The 17,476-nt window shown below is 62.4% G+C and carries 18 protein-coding genes; 8 read left to right on the top strand and 10 right to left on the bottom strand.

Annotated elements, in window-relative coordinates:
* Positions 1–26: 26 nt before the first annotated feature.
* A complete protein-coding gene (locus AB0H22_RS22220; protein WP_180752295.1) occupies positions 27–956 on the bottom strand; it encodes a DUF3566 domain-containing protein in 930 nt (309 codons plus the stop codon).
* 10 nt (positions 957–966) lie between these two features.
* On the bottom strand, positions 967–3,495 hold the full coding sequence (gene gyrA, locus AB0H22_RS22215; protein WP_180752294.1) for a DNA gyrase subunit A: 2,529 nt from the start codon (positions 3,493–3,495) through the stop codon (positions 967–969).
* 206 nt (positions 3,496–3,701) lie between these two features.
* On the opposite strand from gyrA, the gene AB0H22_RS22210 reads away from it, so the two are divergent.
* Positions 3,702–4,622, top strand: a complete 921-nt coding sequence (locus tag AB0H22_RS22210) for a class I SAM-dependent methyltransferase (RefSeq protein WP_180752293.1) — start codon at positions 3,702–3,704, stop codon at positions 4,620–4,622.
* Between the two features lie 7 nt (positions 4,623–4,629).
* Here the strand turns inward: AB0H22_RS22210 and AB0H22_RS22205 are convergent, their stop codons facing one another.
* Positions 4,630–5,202, bottom strand: a complete 573-nt coding sequence (locus tag AB0H22_RS22205) for a YdeI/OmpD-associated family protein (protein ID WP_180752292.1) — start codon at positions 5,200–5,202, stop codon at positions 4,630–4,632.
* A gap of 185 nt (positions 5,203–5,387) precedes the next feature.
* Here AB0H22_RS22205 and AB0H22_RS22200 point away from each other — a divergent pair, with 185 nt between their 5' ends.
* The 7 genes from AB0H22_RS22200 to AB0H22_RS22170 all read left to right on the top strand — a co-directional run bounded on the left by AB0H22_RS22200 (position 5,388) and on the right by AB0H22_RS22170 (position 11,068).
* Positions 5,388–6,224, top strand: a complete 837-nt coding sequence (locus AB0H22_RS22200) for an arylamine N-acetyltransferase (protein WP_358148999.1) — start codon at positions 5,388–5,390, stop codon at positions 6,222–6,224.
* A gap of 9 nt (positions 6,225–6,233) precedes the next feature.
* Complete coding sequence (locus AB0H22_RS22195; protein WP_358148997.1) at positions 6,234–6,938, top strand: isoprenylcysteine carboxylmethyltransferase family protein; 705 nt, start codon at positions 6,234–6,236, stop codon at positions 6,936–6,938.
* Between the two features lie 257 nt (positions 6,939–7,195).
* Positions 7,196–7,462 carry a hypothetical protein gene (locus AB0H22_RS22190; RefSeq protein ID WP_358148995.1) on the top strand — a complete coding sequence of 89 codons (267 nt, stop codon included), beginning with the start codon at positions 7,196–7,198 and terminating at the stop codon, positions 7,460–7,462.
* Positions 7,463–7,481: 19 nt separating this feature from the next.
* Entirely contained in the window at positions 7,482–8,870 is a 1,389-nt protein-coding gene (locus AB0H22_RS22185) for a hypothetical protein (protein ID WP_358148991.1), read from the top strand.
* Between the two features lie 16 nt (positions 8,871–8,886).
* The gene (locus AB0H22_RS22180) at positions 8,887–9,666 is read left to right on the top strand and encodes a hypothetical protein (protein ID WP_358148989.1); all 780 of its coding nucleotides are present in this window, start codon (positions 8,887–8,889) and stop codon (positions 9,664–9,666) included.
* Between the two features lie 124 nt (positions 9,667–9,790).
* Positions 9,791–10,648, top strand: coding sequence for a lipoprotein LpqH (locus AB0H22_RS22175; RefSeq protein ID WP_358148987.1), 858 nt, complete (start codon positions 9,791–9,793; stop codon positions 10,646–10,648).
* Between the two features lie 111 nt (positions 10,649–10,759).
* Complete coding sequence (locus AB0H22_RS22170; RefSeq protein ID WP_358148984.1) at positions 10,760–11,068, top strand: type VII secretion target; 309 nt, start codon at positions 10,760–10,762, stop codon at positions 11,066–11,068.
* A gap of 78 nt (positions 11,069–11,146) precedes the next feature.
* Here the strand turns inward: AB0H22_RS22170 and AB0H22_RS22165 are convergent, their stop codons facing one another.
* The 7 genes from AB0H22_RS22165 to recF all read right to left on the bottom strand — a co-directional run bounded on the left by AB0H22_RS22165 (position 11,147) and on the right by recF (position 17,463).
* Positions 11,147–11,278: a hypothetical protein gene (locus AB0H22_RS22165; RefSeq protein ID WP_358148982.1), complete on the bottom strand. Its 132-nt coding sequence runs from the start codon at positions 11,276–11,278 to the stop codon at positions 11,147–11,149.
* Positions 11,279–11,402: 124 nt separating this feature from the next.
* Positions 11,403–11,981 (bottom strand): DUF3558 family protein, encoded by a 579-nt coding sequence (locus AB0H22_RS22160; protein WP_180749585.1) that lies wholly within the window; start codon positions 11,979–11,981, stop codon positions 11,403–11,405.
* Between the two features lie 2 nt (positions 11,982–11,983).
* On the bottom strand, positions 11,984–12,211 hold the full coding sequence (locus tag AB0H22_RS22155) for a hypothetical protein (RefSeq protein ID WP_180749584.1): 228 nt from the start codon (positions 12,209–12,211) through the stop codon (positions 11,984–11,986).
* The gene (locus tag AB0H22_RS22150; protein ID WP_358148978.1) at positions 12,208–13,308 is read right to left on the bottom strand and encodes a hypothetical protein; all 1,101 of its coding nucleotides are present in this window, start codon (positions 13,306–13,308) and stop codon (positions 12,208–12,210) included. Before AB0H22_RS22150 ends, AB0H22_RS22155 begins: the two co-directional genes overlap by 4 nt.
* A 221-nt stretch (positions 13,309–13,529) precedes the next feature.
* On the bottom strand, positions 13,530–15,557 hold the full coding sequence (gene gyrB / locus AB0H22_RS22145; protein WP_180749582.1) for a DNA topoisomerase (ATP-hydrolyzing) subunit B: 2,028 nt from the start codon (positions 15,555–15,557) through the stop codon (positions 13,530–13,532).
* 213 nt (positions 15,558–15,770) lie between these two features.
* Positions 15,771–16,322: a DUF721 family protein gene (locus tag AB0H22_RS22140; RefSeq protein ID WP_180749581.1), complete on the bottom strand. Its 552-nt coding sequence runs from the start codon at positions 16,320–16,322 to the stop codon at positions 15,771–15,773.
* Entirely contained in the window at positions 16,315–17,463 is a 1,149-nt protein-coding gene (recF, locus tag AB0H22_RS22135; protein WP_180749580.1) for a DNA replication/repair protein RecF, read from the bottom strand. Before recF ends, AB0H22_RS22140 begins: the two co-directional genes overlap by 8 nt.
* Positions 17,464–17,476: the final 13 nt, after the last annotated feature.

Raw genomic sequence — 17,476 nt, 5'->3', positions numbered from 1 at the left:
GCACAGGGCGGGTGCATCCCAAACCGTTAGTCGCGATCGGCCAACGTGACCTCGATACCGCCAACGAGATCGGTGGTCAGGTTGTAGATGAACGCGCCGATGGTGGCGGCCGCGGTCATCAGCACGATGTTGACCAGGCCGATGAGCAGCGCGGTACCGAAGATGGTGCCGCTGGACACCAGCTCGCCGCCGCCGCTGTTGGTGATGAGCTCGCCGACGTTCTCGTTGAGCTTCGACCACACACCCATCGCGCCGAGCACCAGGTACAGCATGGCGACGGCGATCATCCAGACGAAGAAGAACACCACCGACAGCACCAGTGAGACCTTGAGGGTCGCCCAGGGGTCGACGCGCCGGATCTGCATGGCCGCGCGTAGCGGACCCTTCCGCGACGGTCCGACGGTGACTGCCGAACCACCCTGCGCCGCATCGCTTCTACCACGGGGCGGGCGGGGGACTGGGCCCGAGAGATCGGGCAGGTCGTTGTTCTTGACGGCGCGCACCGGCTCCTGTGCGCTGGATTCTCCCCAGGGGGTACTCGAACGCACCCGCTCGGGCCGTTCGGTTCTCTCGGGACGCTCCGGCAGCTCGTCGTGGGGCTCAAGCTCGGGTTCCAGATCAGGTTCTGGCCGAGTCAGCGGTGTGGTGAATCCGGCCGGGGCAGCGGTCCCGGAAATGAACCTGCTGAGCCGGGCATCCAATCCCGCCGACGGACGGTTTCCGGGGCGGGGCGCCGGGGTGGGTGCCGTGGGTGGAGCGGCGTCGGCGTCGATCACGGGGATGATCTCCGTCGGTACGCCGCCGGGGCGCGGCTCACGGCCGGGCACCCGCTGCGGACCGGTAGCAGCGGCGTGTGAGCCACGCCGCCGCTCCGCCCGCTGCCAGGGAGGCAAGTCCGTTTGGTCCACGGGGCGCTCGCTTCCGCCAGATTCCCCGGAATCGTTCGGTGAACTCACCTACGGCTCCTTACTCGCTTGCGGTGTCTGCTGCGCCGTCTTCAAGCTCAGCGTCCCCTTCATCGGCATTATGCGCGATGGCCAACAGGGTGTCGCCTGTCCCGAGGTTCATCAGGCGCACACCCTTGGTCTGGCGTCCGGCCTTACGCACCGACTTCGCCGTTGTACGGATGACACCGCCGCCGGAGGTGATGGCGTACAACTCGGCCTCCTCGTCCACGACGAGCGCACCCACCAGGGCTCCGCGGCGCGGGTCGTACTGAACTGTCAGCACGCCCTTGCCGCCACGTCCCTGCACCGGGTACTCCTCGATCGCGGTGCGCTTGGAGTAGCCGCCCGAGGTGGCCACCAGCAGGAACGTGCCCTCACTGATGACGTTGAGCGACAGCAGCTCGTCCTCACCGTTGAAGCGCATGCCCTGCACACCGGAGGTGGCGCGGCCCATCGGCCGCAGCGCCTCGTCGGTGGCACTGAACCGGATGGACTGGCCGTGTGCCGAAACGAGCAGCAGATCGTCCGCGGCGGCGCACAGCACCGCACCCACGAGTTCGTCACCGTCGCGCAGGTTGACGGCCACCAGGCCACCGCTGCGGTTGGAATCGAAGTCGGTGAGCTTGGACTTCTTGACCAGCCCATTCTTGGTGGCCAGCACCAGGTACGGCGCGTCCTCGTAGCTCTTGATCTGGATGACCTGTGCGATGCGCTCCTCCGGCTGGAAGGCCAGCAGGTTGGCGACGTGCTGGCCGCGCGCGGTGCGGGCGGCCTCGGGCAGGTCGTACGCCTTGGCGCGGTAGACGCGGCCCTTCGTGGTGAAGAACAGAATCCAGTCATGCGTCGAGCACACGAAGAAGTGCTTGACGATGTCGTCCTGCTTCAGGCCCGCACCCTGCACGCCCTTACCGCCGCGCTTCTGGCTGCGGTACAGGTCGGTCTTGGTGCGCTTGGCGTACCCAGTTTCGGTGATGGTGACGACGACGTCCTCGCGTGCGATGAGGTCCTCGTCGGCGACGTCCCCGTCCGCGGAGATGATGCGGGTGCGACGGTCGTCTCCGTAGCGTTCGACCAGCTCGCTGAGTTCGTCCCGGACGATGGCGCGCTGACGTTCCGGCTTGGCCAGGATGTCCTCGAGGTCGGCGATCTCCGCTTCGATCTTGGCGAGGTCCTCGACGATCTTCTGTCGCTCCAGGGCCGCCAGACGACGCAGCTGCATATCGAGGATGGCCTGGGACTGAATCTCGTCGACGTCCAGCAGCTCGATCAGACCCTGGCGGGCGATGTCGACAGTCTGCGAAGCACGGATCAATGCGATCACTTCGTCAAGCGCGTCAAGCGCTTTGACCAAACCGCGCAAGATGTGCGCACGCTCGTTGGCCTTACGCAGCCGGTAACGGGTACGCCGGATGATGACGTCCAACTGGTGGTTGACGTAGTGCCGGATCAGCTGGTCCAGGCGCAGTGTGCGCGGCACGCCGTCGACGATCGACAGCATGTTGGCGCCGAAGCTGGTCTGCAGCTGGGTGTGCTTGTAGAGGTTGTTCAGCACCACCTTGGCGACGGCATCGCGCTTGAGTATCACCACGATTCGCAGGCCGACGCGGTCGGAGCTCTGGTCCTCGATATTGGAGATGCCGGCGATCTTGCCGTCACGAACCTGGTCGGCGATCGAGGTGATGAAGTTGTCGTGGTTGACCTGGTACGGCAGCTCCGTGATCACCAAAGACGTTCTGCCCTTGGTGTCTTCCTCGATCTCGGCCACACCGCGCATGCGGATCGAGCCGCGGCCAGTGGTGTAGGCGTCGTGAATCCCTTGCGTCCCAACGATCAACCCGGATGTCGGGAAGTCGGGGCCGGTGATCTTCTCGCAGACCGCGTTGAGGGTGGTCTCCTCATCGGCCTCGTGGTTGTCCAGTGCCCAGTAGACCGCCTCGGCCAGCTCGCGCAGGTTGTGCGGCGGCATATTGGTGGCCATACCGACGGCGATACCGCCGCTGCCGTTGGCAAGCAGGTTCGGGAACCGGCTCGGCAGCACCGTCGGTTCCATGACGCGGCCGTCATAGTTGGGGATGAAATCGACTGTCTCCTCGTCGATTTCGCGCAGCATCTCCATGGCCAGCGGGGTGAGCCGGGCCTCGGTGTAACGCATGGCGGCGGCGGGGTCGTTACCCGGGGAACCGAAGTTTCCTTGGCCGTCCACCAGCGGGTAGCGCAATGACCAAGGCTGCGCCATGCGGACCAGGGTGTCGTAAATAGAGGAGTCGCCGTGCGGGTGGTAATTACCCATGGTCTCGGCCACCGAGCGCGCCGACTTCGCGTGGCTGCGGTCGGGCCGGAAGCCGGAGTCGTACATCGCGTAGAGAACGCGGCGGTGCACGGGCTTGAGGCCGTCACGCACCTCGGGAAGTGCGCGGCCCACGATGACGCTCATGGCGTAGTCGATGTAGCTGCGCTGCATCTCTTGCTGAATATCGACCGGTTCGATGCGGTCGACGATGTCATCGTCCCCCGGGGGGTTCCCCGGCGGCAGCGTGGTGTCGGTCATGTGCTCCTCATTCGTCTTCCGCCCGGCAGTACAGAAACCGGGCAACCTCCCCAGCCTAGTCATTCCCCCGACAGGTTTCCTGGATGCAGCGCCGTACGTCCCGCTGAGCGGCTTTAGATGCCGATATCTGAAGTATCCGGTACTGTTTGTTACGCAGGCTTGAGCCGCGACGAGGCGGCCAGAGCTAACTTAGGGAGCTGCCCACCATGACCACACTGACATCCCAGTTCACAGACGAATCCGCAGGTGAGCGCCTACGCCGCTGGGCCGATGAATGGCGGCGGATGGCGGCGGTCGCCGTGTCCTCGACAGGCGGCCTCAAGACCGGACAGATCTACGACATCGTCGGCACCCAGAACTTGTTCGGCGAGGAATCGCTCTTCATCAACTTCGGGTACTGGCGTAACCACCCCAGCACGCTCGATGAGGCCAGCCGCGACCTCGCACGGCTCGTCGCGTCCAGCGCCGGGTTCACGGCCTCCGATGTGGTGGTGGACTGCGGCTGCGGATATGGCGATCAGGACATCCTGTGGGCCAACGAGTTCAACGTGAAACACATCACCGGGGTAAATCTGGCCGAGGAGCAGATCGCCATCTCCACCCAACGCGTCGCCGAAGCGGGCCTCTCCGAGAAGATCGAGTACGTGAAGGCCTCGGCCACCGACATGCCGTTCGGCAACGAGTCGTGCACCAAAGTGGTCGCACTGGAGTCGGCATTCCACTTCCCGTCACGGATCGACTTCTTCCGCGAGGCGCTGCGGGTGCTCAAGCCGGGTGGGCGGCTGGTGACCGCCGATATCGTGCCGCGGCGCACCGGACTCACCGCGCTGGCACGTAATCAGGTGGCGCGCAAGGGCTGGCAGAATGCACCCGCCAATGCCGTGCAGTGGGCGGTGGACGTTCAGGGATATCGGGATCTGCTGCTGGACATGGGATTTGCGCGCGCCGAGACCTGGTCGATTGGCAAGGACGTATATCCGCCGTTGGGCAAGTTCCTCGGTAAGCGCCTGCGCCAGCCCGATATGAAGCACATCAATCCCGTGTGGCGCGGCGCGTTCAACTCGGTCACGATGCGGATGACGGGCTCGTATTCCGACTACATCGTGGCGGTGGCCCACAAGGCGTGAATGCGGCTTAAAGCAACGTCTTTCGTTCGGCGAGAAGGTCCACGTACTGGGCGATGCGCCTGGCGCGGGTCTCTGGCTTCTTGATCGTGGTGAGCCGGTACAGGAACGGCCAGCGCGCGGTTTTGGTGAGGGAATCGAAGAACGTCTCCGCGGTCGGGTTGGCTTGTAATGCCTTGGCGAAGTCGTCGGGAACTTCGATGGTGGCTTGCGAGCTGTAGGCGGCGTCCCAGCGGCCGTCGGCCTTGGCGGCGTCGACCTCACGTTGGCCGGCGGGCCTAACGCGGCCTTCTTTGGTGAGCCGTTCGATGTGGCCCACGTTGATCTGTGACCAAGTGCTGCGTGAGCGTCTGGGGGTGAACATGCGCAGGGAGTAGGTCTCGTCGAGCGATTTGGCCTGCCCGTCGATCCATCCGAAGCAGAGCGCTTCCTCCAGGGCTTCTTTGTGGTTCACGCTGGGTATGCCGCTGGCCTTCTTGGCCATCTTGATCCAGACGCCGGGGGAGTCGCCGTGGTTCTCTTCCAGCCAGGTCTCCCAGTCCTGTTGGGAGGCAAAGAAGATGGTGGGGCGATCGACGGCCATGCCGTCACTCTACGAGTGACCGGTGACAGGCATCAGAAGGTCCCGCTGCCTGACCGAAGGCGGCGGACACAATTGACCCCGCATTGTGCTCTGACGTGACGAACTCCCACTTACTTCCGGCCATCTGCCAAACATGATCTGCCGCGCTACTGGCATTCGCCGCTCAACAAGTAAGTTGTCCCACCATGTGGAACGGTGACGAACTCGAGCTCGACGAGTACCTGGCCTTCATCGGCTTCGACGGCGACCGCTCGCCAACGCTGGACACCTTGCGCCTCCTGCAGCGTGGGCACGTCCTGAACATCAAGTGGGAGAACCTCGACGCGGTGCTGCACAAGCGTGTCGCGTTGGACATCCCCACGGTCCAGGCCAAGCTGTTGCGCGGCCCCCGTGGGGGTTACTGCTACGAGCACGTCGCATTGTTCGCCGCCGCGCTACAAGGACTGGGGTTCGACTTCTTCGGTATCCAGGGCCGAGTTCAGATGGGCGCCACCACAGTGCGGCCGGCCACACACGGAATGCTTGTGGTTCGGCTTGGCGGAGAACGGTGGCTCTGCGATGTCGGATTCGGCGCAAGTCCACTGGCACCCATCCGCCTGGTCGACGAGGACGTGATCACCGACGGGTCGTGGACCTATCAACTGCTGCGTAGCGAGGTCACTCCGGGTGCCGACGGGTGGACACTATCGGAGGCTGCGGGGGACGGCACCCAGCCCGGATGGATGAGTCGGCACACCTTTGTGCTCGAACCGCAGTATCCGGTCGACTTCCGGATGGCCAGCTACTTTGTGGCCGCCAGCCCCAATTCACCTTTCAGCACAAGGATTTTCGTGCAGCGCTTCGAACCCGACCGCCTCCATGTTCTGGATCATCAGACGCTGCATGACATTCGGCCCGGAGTGGGGCGCGAGACCCGGGTGCTGACCGCCGACGAGGTACTCATCACGCTTCGGGAGATCTTCGGTATCGAACTTGGCATCGAGGATTCCGCGCTGCTGTTGCAGAGGCTGGCCACGCAGTAGCGTCGACACATGACTGAGTCCGTGCCCTCGAAATCGCGGCTACTGGTGAAGCTGCTCGTCACAAACATCGTGGCGACAATCGCGTTGGGTGGGTTGTTGATCCTGGCCGCCGGCACCTGGAACTGGCCGCAGCTGTGGGTTCTGGGCATCGAGGTCACCCTCCTCAACCTCGGCGTGCAGCTCTGGCTGCTGAACTACAACCCCGCCCTACTCGCCGAGCGACTCGGATCTCCAAGCCAACCGAACCAAACCGCGTGGGACAAAATCTTCGTGGTCATTGCGATGGTGGGCACGCTGGCATGGTTCGCAGTGCCGGGACTTGATCATCGGTGGCACTGGTCCGACGTCCCCGTCTGGCTTCAGATCGTCGGTGCCGTGCTCATTGTGGTTTCGTTGCTTTCGATGGTGCTTGTATTCCGCGCCAACAGCTTTGCCGCCCCCGTTGTGAAGATCCAGGCAGAGCGCGGGCATTCGATCGTCGACTCCGGACCGTACGCGTACGTACGGCATCCGATGTACACGGGCGCGATCCCGTTCATGATCGGTATGCCGCTGTTGCTCGGTTCTTGGTACGCACTCATCGGGTCGGCGGTAACCGTGGTGGCGCTGGGATTTCGAGCAGTGGGCGAGGAGCGGCTGCTTACCAAGGAGCTTGACGGCTACCCGGAGTACGCGGCGCGGGTCCGCTACCGACTTGTGCCCTACGTGTGGTGATCTCTCGGGCTGACTGCAGGGTTGCCCCCAACTAGAGCTATCCGGGGTCCCGCGCTCGGTTACCGAACGCCGTATTCAACGCCCCCCGAATCCGCCGGCCAGCCCCCCTCCTAGAACCCGGCCGGGCGACTCTTCTGGCAGTGGCCGTGGCGTTCCTCCACACCCGCAAATTCGATGGAACCGAATCAGGCATACCGGCGTCTCAACATGTAGATGGCGGAGATCTGTCACTTCCAGTCTGTGAAAGGACACGGGTTATGGGGTACGCGGACCGGCTGTACGCCTTGCAACTGGAGTTTGGGCGGGCCTCCGAGAGTCGGAAGCTAAAGACTGCGCAGCGCTTCCAAGAGATACACGCGGAACAGGCGCGGCAGGCGCGAGAACGGGCGGCCTGGCAGGCCGGGGAGGCGGCGAAGGCCGTGGAAGCGCCTCTTGCCAAGGATGCACCGGCGAATCGGCCGGCCATACCCGGCTGGGATGACGAGGACAGTTTCTGGGAATTTCGCAATCGGTTGAAGTACTAGGGCTGAGGGGTTTGTGGTGGTGGTTTATGACACGGGTCGGCAGGTGTTGGAGGACGGCGCCAAGATCCGGGATTTTTGTGGGTACTGGGAGATTTTGAAGAGGCATCAGGGTGAGTTGAGCGAGGCTGGGGTGAATTTCGCGGGTTTGCCCATCGACCAAAGCGGTGATGCGTTCGATAAGGCGTATTACAAAGAGGCCGATATCGATTTGAAGGTGATCCGCGAGTCCGGGGACCATCTGCAAGATGCGGTGGCCGGTGGCACCCAGCAGGTGGGGTTGATCGGCGAGACCGAGCGCCTCTCCCAGTATTTGAAGGGGCATGCCGCCGACGCGGCGTGGGACAAGTACAAGACCAACACCGAGCAGTTGCAGGCCAACATTCAGAAACTCAAGGACGCCCAGGAGGCCGTCGCGGGCGTCGATGACAACTTGTATTTCGGGCTCAACAAGAAACAAGACGAGTACACCGCGGCCATCACGTTGATGATCGAGGGGACGATTCAGAACAGCCCGGGAGATTTCGAGAATCGGTTGACCACCGGTGCCGCCGCGATCAAGGCCGATAACAAGGGCGGCGACGAAGACAAACATCTGTATGCCTGGCATGGCAGCCCGGGAGTGAATTGGCCTGCGCGGCAAGTCAAAGACGATCTGCAGACCAGTGTCATCGGCGCGTTCGCCACCGCGATCACCGCGTTCAACGACGCCAACGCCAGCATGGATCAATTCGTCACCGACAACTACACCATCCTGCGCCAAGCACTCAACACCAACGAAAACGGACCTGAGGACAGCTCTTTCAAGAAGGTGACACTGGAGCAGTTGAAGACCGTCTTCGATCAGGGGAACTTTGCGAGCCTGCCCCCAGAGCAGCAACAGCGAATCCTCGACCAGCTCAACGCGATGATGGAACACGCAGGCATAAACACCCCACAGCGGCAGGCCGCGTTCCTCGCCACGTGCGCAATCGAATCTGGGGAGCTGACCATGTGGTACGAGGGCGCGTACGCCGGCGGGCCCGACGCCGACTGGTTTAACGCGCATTACGGCCCACAAACCGCGAAAGGGCAAGAGCTCGGGAACACCGAATCGGGCGACGGCGCTCGGTTTATGGGGCGAGGCCCCATCCAGGTCACCGGCAGGAGCAACTACCAGCGTTTCACCGATTGGTACAACCAGAGCTACAGCCCGAACCCACCGATGGACTTCACACAAACACCAGAACTCCTTCAACAGCCCGAATACGGGTTCGCGGCAGCTGAATGGTACTGGACCGCACACGGGGTTAACACCGCTGCCGACAGCGGAGGGATCGACGCGGTGACCGATATCGTCAATTACTACGACGGCAACCGGGATAAGAAGCGCGACGTCTACCAGAGGGCGCTATCCGCGCTCGGCGGGTGACAGAGGGAGCAACGATATGTTGAAAATGAGCGCCCGGGGACTGCGTCCTCTCCTTGCACTTCTGCTCTCGCTGGCGGCCTGCTCCTCCGGCAGTCCAGTACAAAGTCCTGCGACCGCTGCGCCGCCGACGGACTTTTGCACCAATGTGGGTGGGACATGGGACGGCTCCAAAGAAAGCTGCTCTCTGACCGGCACGAACTCAAAGAACGTCACCGCAAAAGTTCAAGCCACCTATCCCGCCAACCTGCTGGACGACCCGGCGGCGGGACCAGCGCTCCAACAATTCCTGAGCGATTTCTTCAAGAAATTCGGCCACCCGAATGACAATCTCACGCAAAACAGCGAAGCGAGCCTGGGGTACAAGACGTACAAACACGCCCCAAACACGCTGTCCGTCGTCTTCTTCGAGGAATGGTTCGTTACCGGTACGCCTCACCCCAACGATGCGGTCATCACCTTCACCTTCGACCAGGCGAATAAGAAGCCGCTCACACTCGGGGACCTGTTCTGTCCCGGCGTCGACCCGTTGGTGGCACTTCCCCCGCTCGTCCGCCCATACGTGGAGCAGGCAACCGGGCTGGACAAGGACCCCCGACTCACCATCAGCCAGTTCGAACCCCAACCCGGCCATGGCGGCTACAGCGACGACTACAAAGCCTGGTACCTGGACGGCGAAGATCTCGTCCTCGTGATGCCCGCCGAGCGCTCAGGGCCGGTCCACGCCGGCGCATGGCAACCCCGTACTCCACTTTCCGCGCTCGTTTCCATCCAGCGTGGGGGTGCCTGCTCAGCGTGAACCAGGGCCAATCACAGCCGAATTGCCGACGTAGACAAATTAACTGAGGGGTTTATCGATGTTACGGATCGCGAGATTTGGCGCCGGCCCTGCCGTGCGAAGAGGGCTTCTTCTAGCGTTACTCGTGACGCTGCCCGTTGCCGGGTGCGGCCCGAAGCCTCCATCCGAGGCGCCTGCCCCGATATCGGCGGTGGCGACGACGTCAGCTATTCCGGCCCCGCTGCCGGCAAACTTTCCTCGCAGCCCGGCCACCATCGAAGCCACCTTCGACGGAAACCCGTTGACGTTCAATGACCCGGTCTGTCTTGGGTTCGGTCAGGAAACCACGATCGGCTTTAGTACTGCGCCACAAGGGAGTTCGTTGAGCCTACGGCTGGACACCGCGACCTCCACCGTGGACGAGATCCAGATCGGTGTACCGGGACGAGGCACGTACCTGTGGAAGACGTGGTCGCATCTGCCATCCCCACCCACCGTCGTGGTGCAAGGCCCGACGTACAGCGTTTCGGGCGTGGTGTTCTTGAATTTGGACCCCGGCGAGCCTAAACCGATTCCGTTCACCGTCACCGCAACATGCCCCGCCTATCCCAATCCGCGGCAGCCGTCGACTCCACCAGCCCCTCCCGCACCCGACCCGAAGGGGCCACACGTCGACGCGACGGTCGACGGCAGACTCCTGGTCGACGGCACCGATGCCGCTTACTGCAGCCGAGAACCGAACGGCTCCTTGAGGATCGGAGTTAAACCCGCCCTGGGTAAGCCAGGAAACAGCCTCACTTTCGATGTGAAGGATGATGCAGTACTTTCCGGAAATGTGGGCGGAGCACTGTTCAGCTACACGACCCGCGTTCCCGCCGATGCGTCGGTGACCAAAGACGGCAATACCTTTCACATCAAGGCCGATCTGTATCGGATCGATCAACAGAAGGCCTACGACGAGCCCCACCCCGTCGAACTCACCGCCACCTGCCCGGGGCTGTAACCCGCCCCAAATTTATGGAACCGATTCGCACGAGCGCGCGTCCAAGTACGTAGTTGAAGCTTCAGATAGAGGTTTCTACAGCGTGTGCCGTGTGCAAGGAGGGCCGCTCTGATGACGTACATCGACTCTGATGGTGTTGAAAAGTTGGCAGGTGTGTGGGGCCGGGCCGCCGAGGGCCTCCGCGCTCAGGGAGACAAGGTGCGGTCCTGCGAGATGCGAGCGGAGACCTTTGGTTCTCACTACTCCGAGCAGATGGCGGATGTCGGGCCGGCGATCGAGCGGCTGGCTGGGCTGATGACCCACGGCGGTGCGAGTTGTGATGACTATCGCGACAAGCTTCGAATGACTAGTAGCGCCTTCACGGGAACTGATGACCGGACCGCCTCGGGGCTTGGTGGCGACCCCTCGCGCCAGAGCTGAGGACCACTGCGCCGCTCAAGTCAGCCCGGCTACGACACCGCCGCTCACACGGACGGTTCCAAGGCCCTTGAAGACGGCCTACGCGACGGGGTGTTCACCAAGGTCAGTGCGTCCACCGATGATCTGGCCCGTCACCAGTTGTGGATCATCTTCGTCGACCTGGACGCCTACCCCGAGGCCGGCACCGGGAGCCACCTCAAGAACGTTCACGCCATCGACAACGCAGCTCGATATAGGGACTCGTCTTGTCGACGTGCTACTCGCCTATCTGAGTGAGACGGCCCGGACTCAGAATCCCTTGGGCGACTGACCCTCGACGCACTGTGGGGAACAGCTACTTCGGCTTTGCCCACCCCAAGCGCTTGCCAGCCTCAACGATTGTGGGGGCCGATAGGTCGCACCACGTCTGTGCAGTCGGCAATGCCGCGGCTGCCACTGCCTCAGGCGTCGGCTCGAAATCGAATTGCGCTACGTTCGCCGAATCCACCAGATCCGCACCACACTTGGCTGGTTCGTCGGTGAGGATGAGGACGGTAACGCCTTGCGAGTCGATCGTCCGTTGTTTGAGATCGCGGTAACTGTCAGCAAGTCCACGGTGATTGAACAGGGTCACGGTGGCCACGAAGCTATGCGCGGCATCCTGGTATCGGCATGTCTGCATGCCTGAATCATCTTGTTCTGCGGCACCCGTCAATGGCGCTAAGCCCTGGCGGACCAATTCCTCGGGCTGAATCAGGCTGCACGGATCTGTCTGCGGGGTGAACGGTTCGTATCCGGAGTTCTTGAGTGTTGTCGATGGGCTGGACGAAGTGCTTCCCGACGGAGCTCCTTCGGATTTCCCACTTCCACATGCCGTTCCAGCCAACCCGACTGCCAGTAGAGCTGCCACCATAACCATGCGCTGCAACGTCATATTCACCATTCACTCTTCCGGACAGATCCCCGGAACGTATAGAAGTCGTCTTCTTCCAGCTCTGACAAAGTTCTCGGACGTTCCACCGGCTCCAGCTCCGCGTCCGGTACACAAAGAGGGGTATTCATGAACTCTTCCGTGGCCAGCCGCACAGTCTCCATATCAGCGATGCCGGTGTAGACCGTCTCAAGAATCATTTCAATCGCCGTGGAAGTTTCGTCCTCGGTCATCTGCCATCACCCCAAGGTGTTCCGCTGTCGCCACCCCAGTATCCGTCTTTCGGTGCTTGTTGAATTCTCGGGGCCTGCTGAACGGCCGCCGTGACGTTCTTGATCAACTCCGGATTGACCTTCATACCCGCGGAACCCTCCGTGGCCTTCGCGAGGAACTCCTGTCCCTTCTTTTGCACGAACGCCGCGGGATCCTTCGCGAACTCGATCACATCCTTAACGAGCTCGACTCCCTTTTTGATTTGCTCCATGAGCTTGGTCGCCTCGTCATACACCTGCTTGAGTATCTGAACGAGCCGCGCAATCTGCGCCGCTGTTCCAGCTCCGGGAACCTTTTTCGCAAGAAACTTGAGCAGGTCGCTGAAGTTGTCTATCTGCACTTCTTCTGCCAATTTGGTGATCACCATATCGGTCAGGGTGCCGATCATCTTCTTGATTTGCTCCACAAGCTGACCCATGCAGAGCCTGAAGGTCCGCATGACGGGACCCTCGGCCTGCAACCCTTTTGAAAGCCGGTCCGCATAGGGCGCAAAGGCCTGGGCAGCCGCCCCGTCCCACGTTGGCTCGATCCGCTTTGTCATTCCGGCGAGTTCGCGCCCAACAGCCTCCGCGCCGTTGCCCGACTTCTCGTAGACCTGCCCCAGACGGTTGAGCTCCTCCCAGTTCCCGATCAACGGCAAGAAGGTGTCGTTGATCGGGCTCCACCCCACCAGCGCCTTAATGTACTCGTCGGCGTCCGCCAGCCAGTCGACTCGTTCACGCACGATTGGGACCAAATCTGCCTGAATCGTTTCGGGCGCAGTGAGATCGGGCAGCGCTCCGTATGTGAACGGCTTCCCAAACGGCACCGGGTCTTGCGAGTTCGGACTGTCGTGCTCAAACGGGTGCGATGTCTCTCGAATTCGAGCGCCATTGTGGTATTCGGTTCGTGCATACTCGCGGGACAGCGTCACCAGTTCGTCCCCGGTCATGTGAACAGCCTCTTGACGCTGGTCGTAACGATCTCGCGTCGAGACCATCATGCCGTCGGCCGTACCCTTCAGTTCCGACATCAAGCCGTCCCAGCCCGACTTCGGGACCCCCTCGGTGCCGATCAAAGTCGTGATCTTGTCGACGTACTGGCCCAGCTCACGCGTTGCACCACCAAAACCCGATAGCTGATCGGGTTCTACCTTGAACGTCTCGGCCACAGCCATTCTCCTCTGTCAGTCCTACTTGTAGGTAGGACGGCAGAATCCGGAGCCCGGTTCCATCACTGAGGAAGACATTTTCAAACTAGTTGAATCCGCAACTATCTCGCCGGGCGAGCAAGTAGTCCCTACACGTCGAGGAAGCGCACATCCCTCGCGTTACGGGTGATGAAGCTGCGGCGGGCCTCGACGTCCTCGCCCATCAGGATGGAGAACAGCTCGTCGGCGGCGGCGGCGTCATCCAGGGTGATCTGACGCAGCACGCGCACGGACGGATCCATGGTGGTTTCCCACAGTTCCTTAGCGTCCATCTCGCCCAGACCCTTGTAGCGCTGGATGCCATCGTCCTTGTTGATCTTCTTGCCGGCTTTGAGCCCGGCTTCCATCAACCCGTCGCGCTCACGATCTGAGTACGCGAACTCGGGCAGGACACGCTGCCACTTGAGCTTGTACAGCGGCGGCTGCGCCAAGAAGATGTGTCCGTGCTCCACAAGCGGACGCATGAAGCGGAACAACAACGTCAACAACAGCGTCGAGATGTGTTGTCCGTCAACGTCGGCGTCGGCCATCAGCACGATCTTGTGGTAGCGCAGCTTGGCCAGGTCGAACTCGTCGTGGATACCGGTGCCCAGCGCGGTGATGATCGCCTGGACTTCGGTGTTCTTCAAAACCCTATCGATGCGGGCCTTTTCGACGTTGATGATCTTTCCGCGCAACGGCAGAATCGCCTGGAACATCGAGTCGCGGCCGCTCTTGGCGGAGCCGCCGGCCGAGTCGCCCTCCACCACATACAGTTCGGACTTCGACGGATCGGTGGAGCGGCAGTCGGCCAGCTTGCCGGGCAGCCCACCGATATCGGTGGCACTCTTGCGGCGCACCAGCTCGCGCGCCTTGCGCGCCGCGATGCGGGCCTGCGATGACGAAACCGCCTTGTTTACAACAGTTTTCGCATCGGCCGGGTTGGAGTCAAACCAGTGCTGCAACTGCTCGTTACAAACCTTCTGAACAAACGACTTGACCTCGGTGTTGCCCAGCTTAGTCTTGGTCTGGCCTTCGAACTGCGGCTCACCGACCTTCACCGAGATGACCGCGGCCAGGCCCTCACGGATATCGTCGCCAGTGAGGTTGGTGTCCTTCTCCTTGAGAAGCTTCTTTTCCTTGGCGTACTTGTTCACCACAGTGGTCAGCGCCGCACGGAAGCCTTCTTCGTGGGTACCGCCCTCGTGCGTGTTGATAGTGTTCGCGAAGGTATGCACCGATTCGGAATAGCCTGCGTTCCACTGCATCGCGATTTCTACCTCGTGGCCTTCACCCTTACCGGAGAAGCCGACGATGGTGGTGTGGATGGCCGACTTGGTGCGGTTGATGTGCTTGACGAAGTCGACCAGACCGTCGGGATAGTGGAACTCTCGCCTCTTAACCTTGTGCGGTGCAGCCGATTGCGCTGCTTGCTCTTCCGCGGATTTCGGCGCCTCGGCGGTATCGCTGACCACCTCGTCAATCACATCGGAATCGCTGACGCGCTCGTCGGCGAGCTTGATCGTCAGGCCCTTGTTCAGGAAGGCCTGCTCCTGCAGACGCCGCGCGACGGTCTCGAAGTCGTAGGTGGTGGTCTCGAAAATAGTCGGGTCGGCCCAGTATCGAACCGTCGTTCCCGTCTTCTTGGTGGGCGCGCCCTTCTTCAAGGTGCCCGGGACAGCCCGGTCGTAGGACTGCTCCCACTCGAACCCGTCGTAAGAAATCTCCAACTCCACCCGCGTCGACAGCGCGTTCACCACCGACACACCCACACCGTGGAGGCCGCCGGACACCGCATAGGAATCCGAGTCGAACTTTCCGCCGGCATGTAGCTGGGTCATGACCACATCTACCGTCGGGATTCCCGTGGCATGCATTGTGGTCGGGATGCCACGACCATCGTCCGTCACCTGAATACTGCCGTCGGCCCGCAGCGCCACATCAATGGTGGTCGCATAGCCTGCCATTGCTTCGTCGACCGCGTTGTCCACCACTTCCCAGATCAGGTGGTGCAGGCCGCGCTCGCCGGTGGACCCGATGTACATGCCCGGACGCTTCCGGACCGCTTCGAGCCCTTCGAGGATAGTGATCGACTCGGCGCCGTATTCGCTCTTGGCACTCTTCTTCGGGGCAGCCACGATCGACTTTGTCTCCTGTCTGGAAGGGACGACTCTCGCGGGTCACGGACCCAGCGATCGGTGTTATGACCATCCTACTGGTCGGCACCGACGGCAACTGGTTTCAGGGCATGTTTCGTCCCCTCTATTTACGCCGTCCGTCGCATATCTCGAATCGGTCTGGGTCCTGACGGTCGGCAAGGCAGATCCGAGCCACGGCGTGGCGATGAGCCCTCAGCCGTAGGTGTCCCGCGGCCCGCGCCCGGCAATGTGTCGCGGCCCCTTGCGCCACGACGGCGCCGTCGGTCCGGAGATCTTCAGACTCGTCACCACACCGTCGCCCACCGCCGCCGCGATCTTCGCCAGCAGCTGTGCCTGCACCAACCGCAGCTGCGTCGCCCAGGCAGTGGACTCCGCCGCGACCGTCAACACACCCTCATTTAACGAGGTCGGCGCCGCATGCGCGGCGATCTGCTCGCCGACAACAGCGTCCCACCGCCCGAACACCGCACCCTCGGACACCCGGGAGCTCCAGCCCCGGCGGTTCGCCAAATCCCCTGCAGCCCTTCCCAACAGCTGTGGATCCCGTGCGTCCGGGCCCGGCCCCGACCAGCTTCTACGGCCTCCGGCGACTCGGCGCCGCTGCTGTGGTGACCTGCCTCCGCGACCGATGTCCTTGCCTTGCTCCTTGGCCGCGCCACGTGCCTCCTCCAGCACCCGGCGCACCAAGTCCATCCCCTTCACCCCGGCCAAGTGCTCCGGCGGCCAGGCCTCGTCCTCACTCATGCACCACCGACTTCCGTCCCTCGGGATCTTCCCGTATGTCGACGGTAACCGTGCGTGCCGACAATTCCTCGGGAACATCGTCCGGAACCGCGGCTGTCACCAGAACCTGCTCTGCATCCGCAGCGACCTCGGCCAAACACCGGCGCCGGGCGCCGTCCAGTTCGGCGAACACGTCGTCGAGCATTAATAGTGGGTCGGTGCCGTCGGCGCGCAGCAGATCGAATGCCGCCAACCGCAGCGCCAGCGCAAACGACCACGACTCCCCGTGACTGGCGAAGCCCTTGGCGGGTCCGTCACCGAGCCGCAGTTCCACATCATCTCTGTGCGGACCCACCAGGCAGACCCCGCGCTCGATCTCCGCAGACCGTTTTGTAACCAGTCCGGCATGCAGTGCGTCGGCGAGGTGTTCCACTGACGATTCTTCGCCGACACCCTCGACGCTGCTGCGGTACGCGATATCCGCCGCACGTGAGGCCGGCGCCAACAGCTGATAGGACTTCTCCACCAATGGTCGTAGCACAGCCACCAATTCGATTCGTGCAGAAAGCAATTCAGCACCATGAGCGACCAGGTGCCCGTCCCACACATCAAGGGTGTCCAGCACACTTTGGTCGTTACGTTGACGAAGTGCGGCCCCTGCGGTCTTGAGTAATGCGGTTCGCTGCCGCAGTACCTTGTCGTAGTCCGCACGCACACCCGCCATCCGGGGTCGACGTTGAATCAGCAGATCGTCGAGGAATCGGCGCCGGTCCGAGGGATCTCCGCGCACCAGTGACAGGTCTTCTGGCGCGAAGAGCACTGCGTGCAAAATCCCGACGATCTCGCGCGGACTGCGCACCGGCGACCGGTTTATCCGGGCCTTGTTGGCCCGGCCGGCCGCGATTTCCAGGTCGATCGCCAGCTCGCGACCTTCGTTCACCACGATGGTCGACACCACTGCCCGCTCGCCACCATTGCGAATCAGTGGTGCGTCGGTGGAAACCCGGTGCGACGACAATGTAGACGAATACCACAGTGCCTCAACAATATTCGTCTTGCCGTAGCCATTCGGTCCGACAAACACGGTGCGTCCGGGTTCCAGCTCCAGGTCGACGTGCTCCCATGACCGGAAGTCCCGCAATCCCAACTGTCGTACGTACACCGAGTCCGCGCGC

This window comes from Mycobacterium sp. NPDC050853 (genome assembly GCF_040653875.1).
GTDB lineage: Bacteria > Actinomycetota > Actinomycetes > Mycobacteriales > Mycobacteriaceae > Mycobacterium.
The sequence above is the reverse complement of the archived record's forward strand: the minus strand, read 5'-3'. Positions and strand labels throughout refer to the sequence as shown.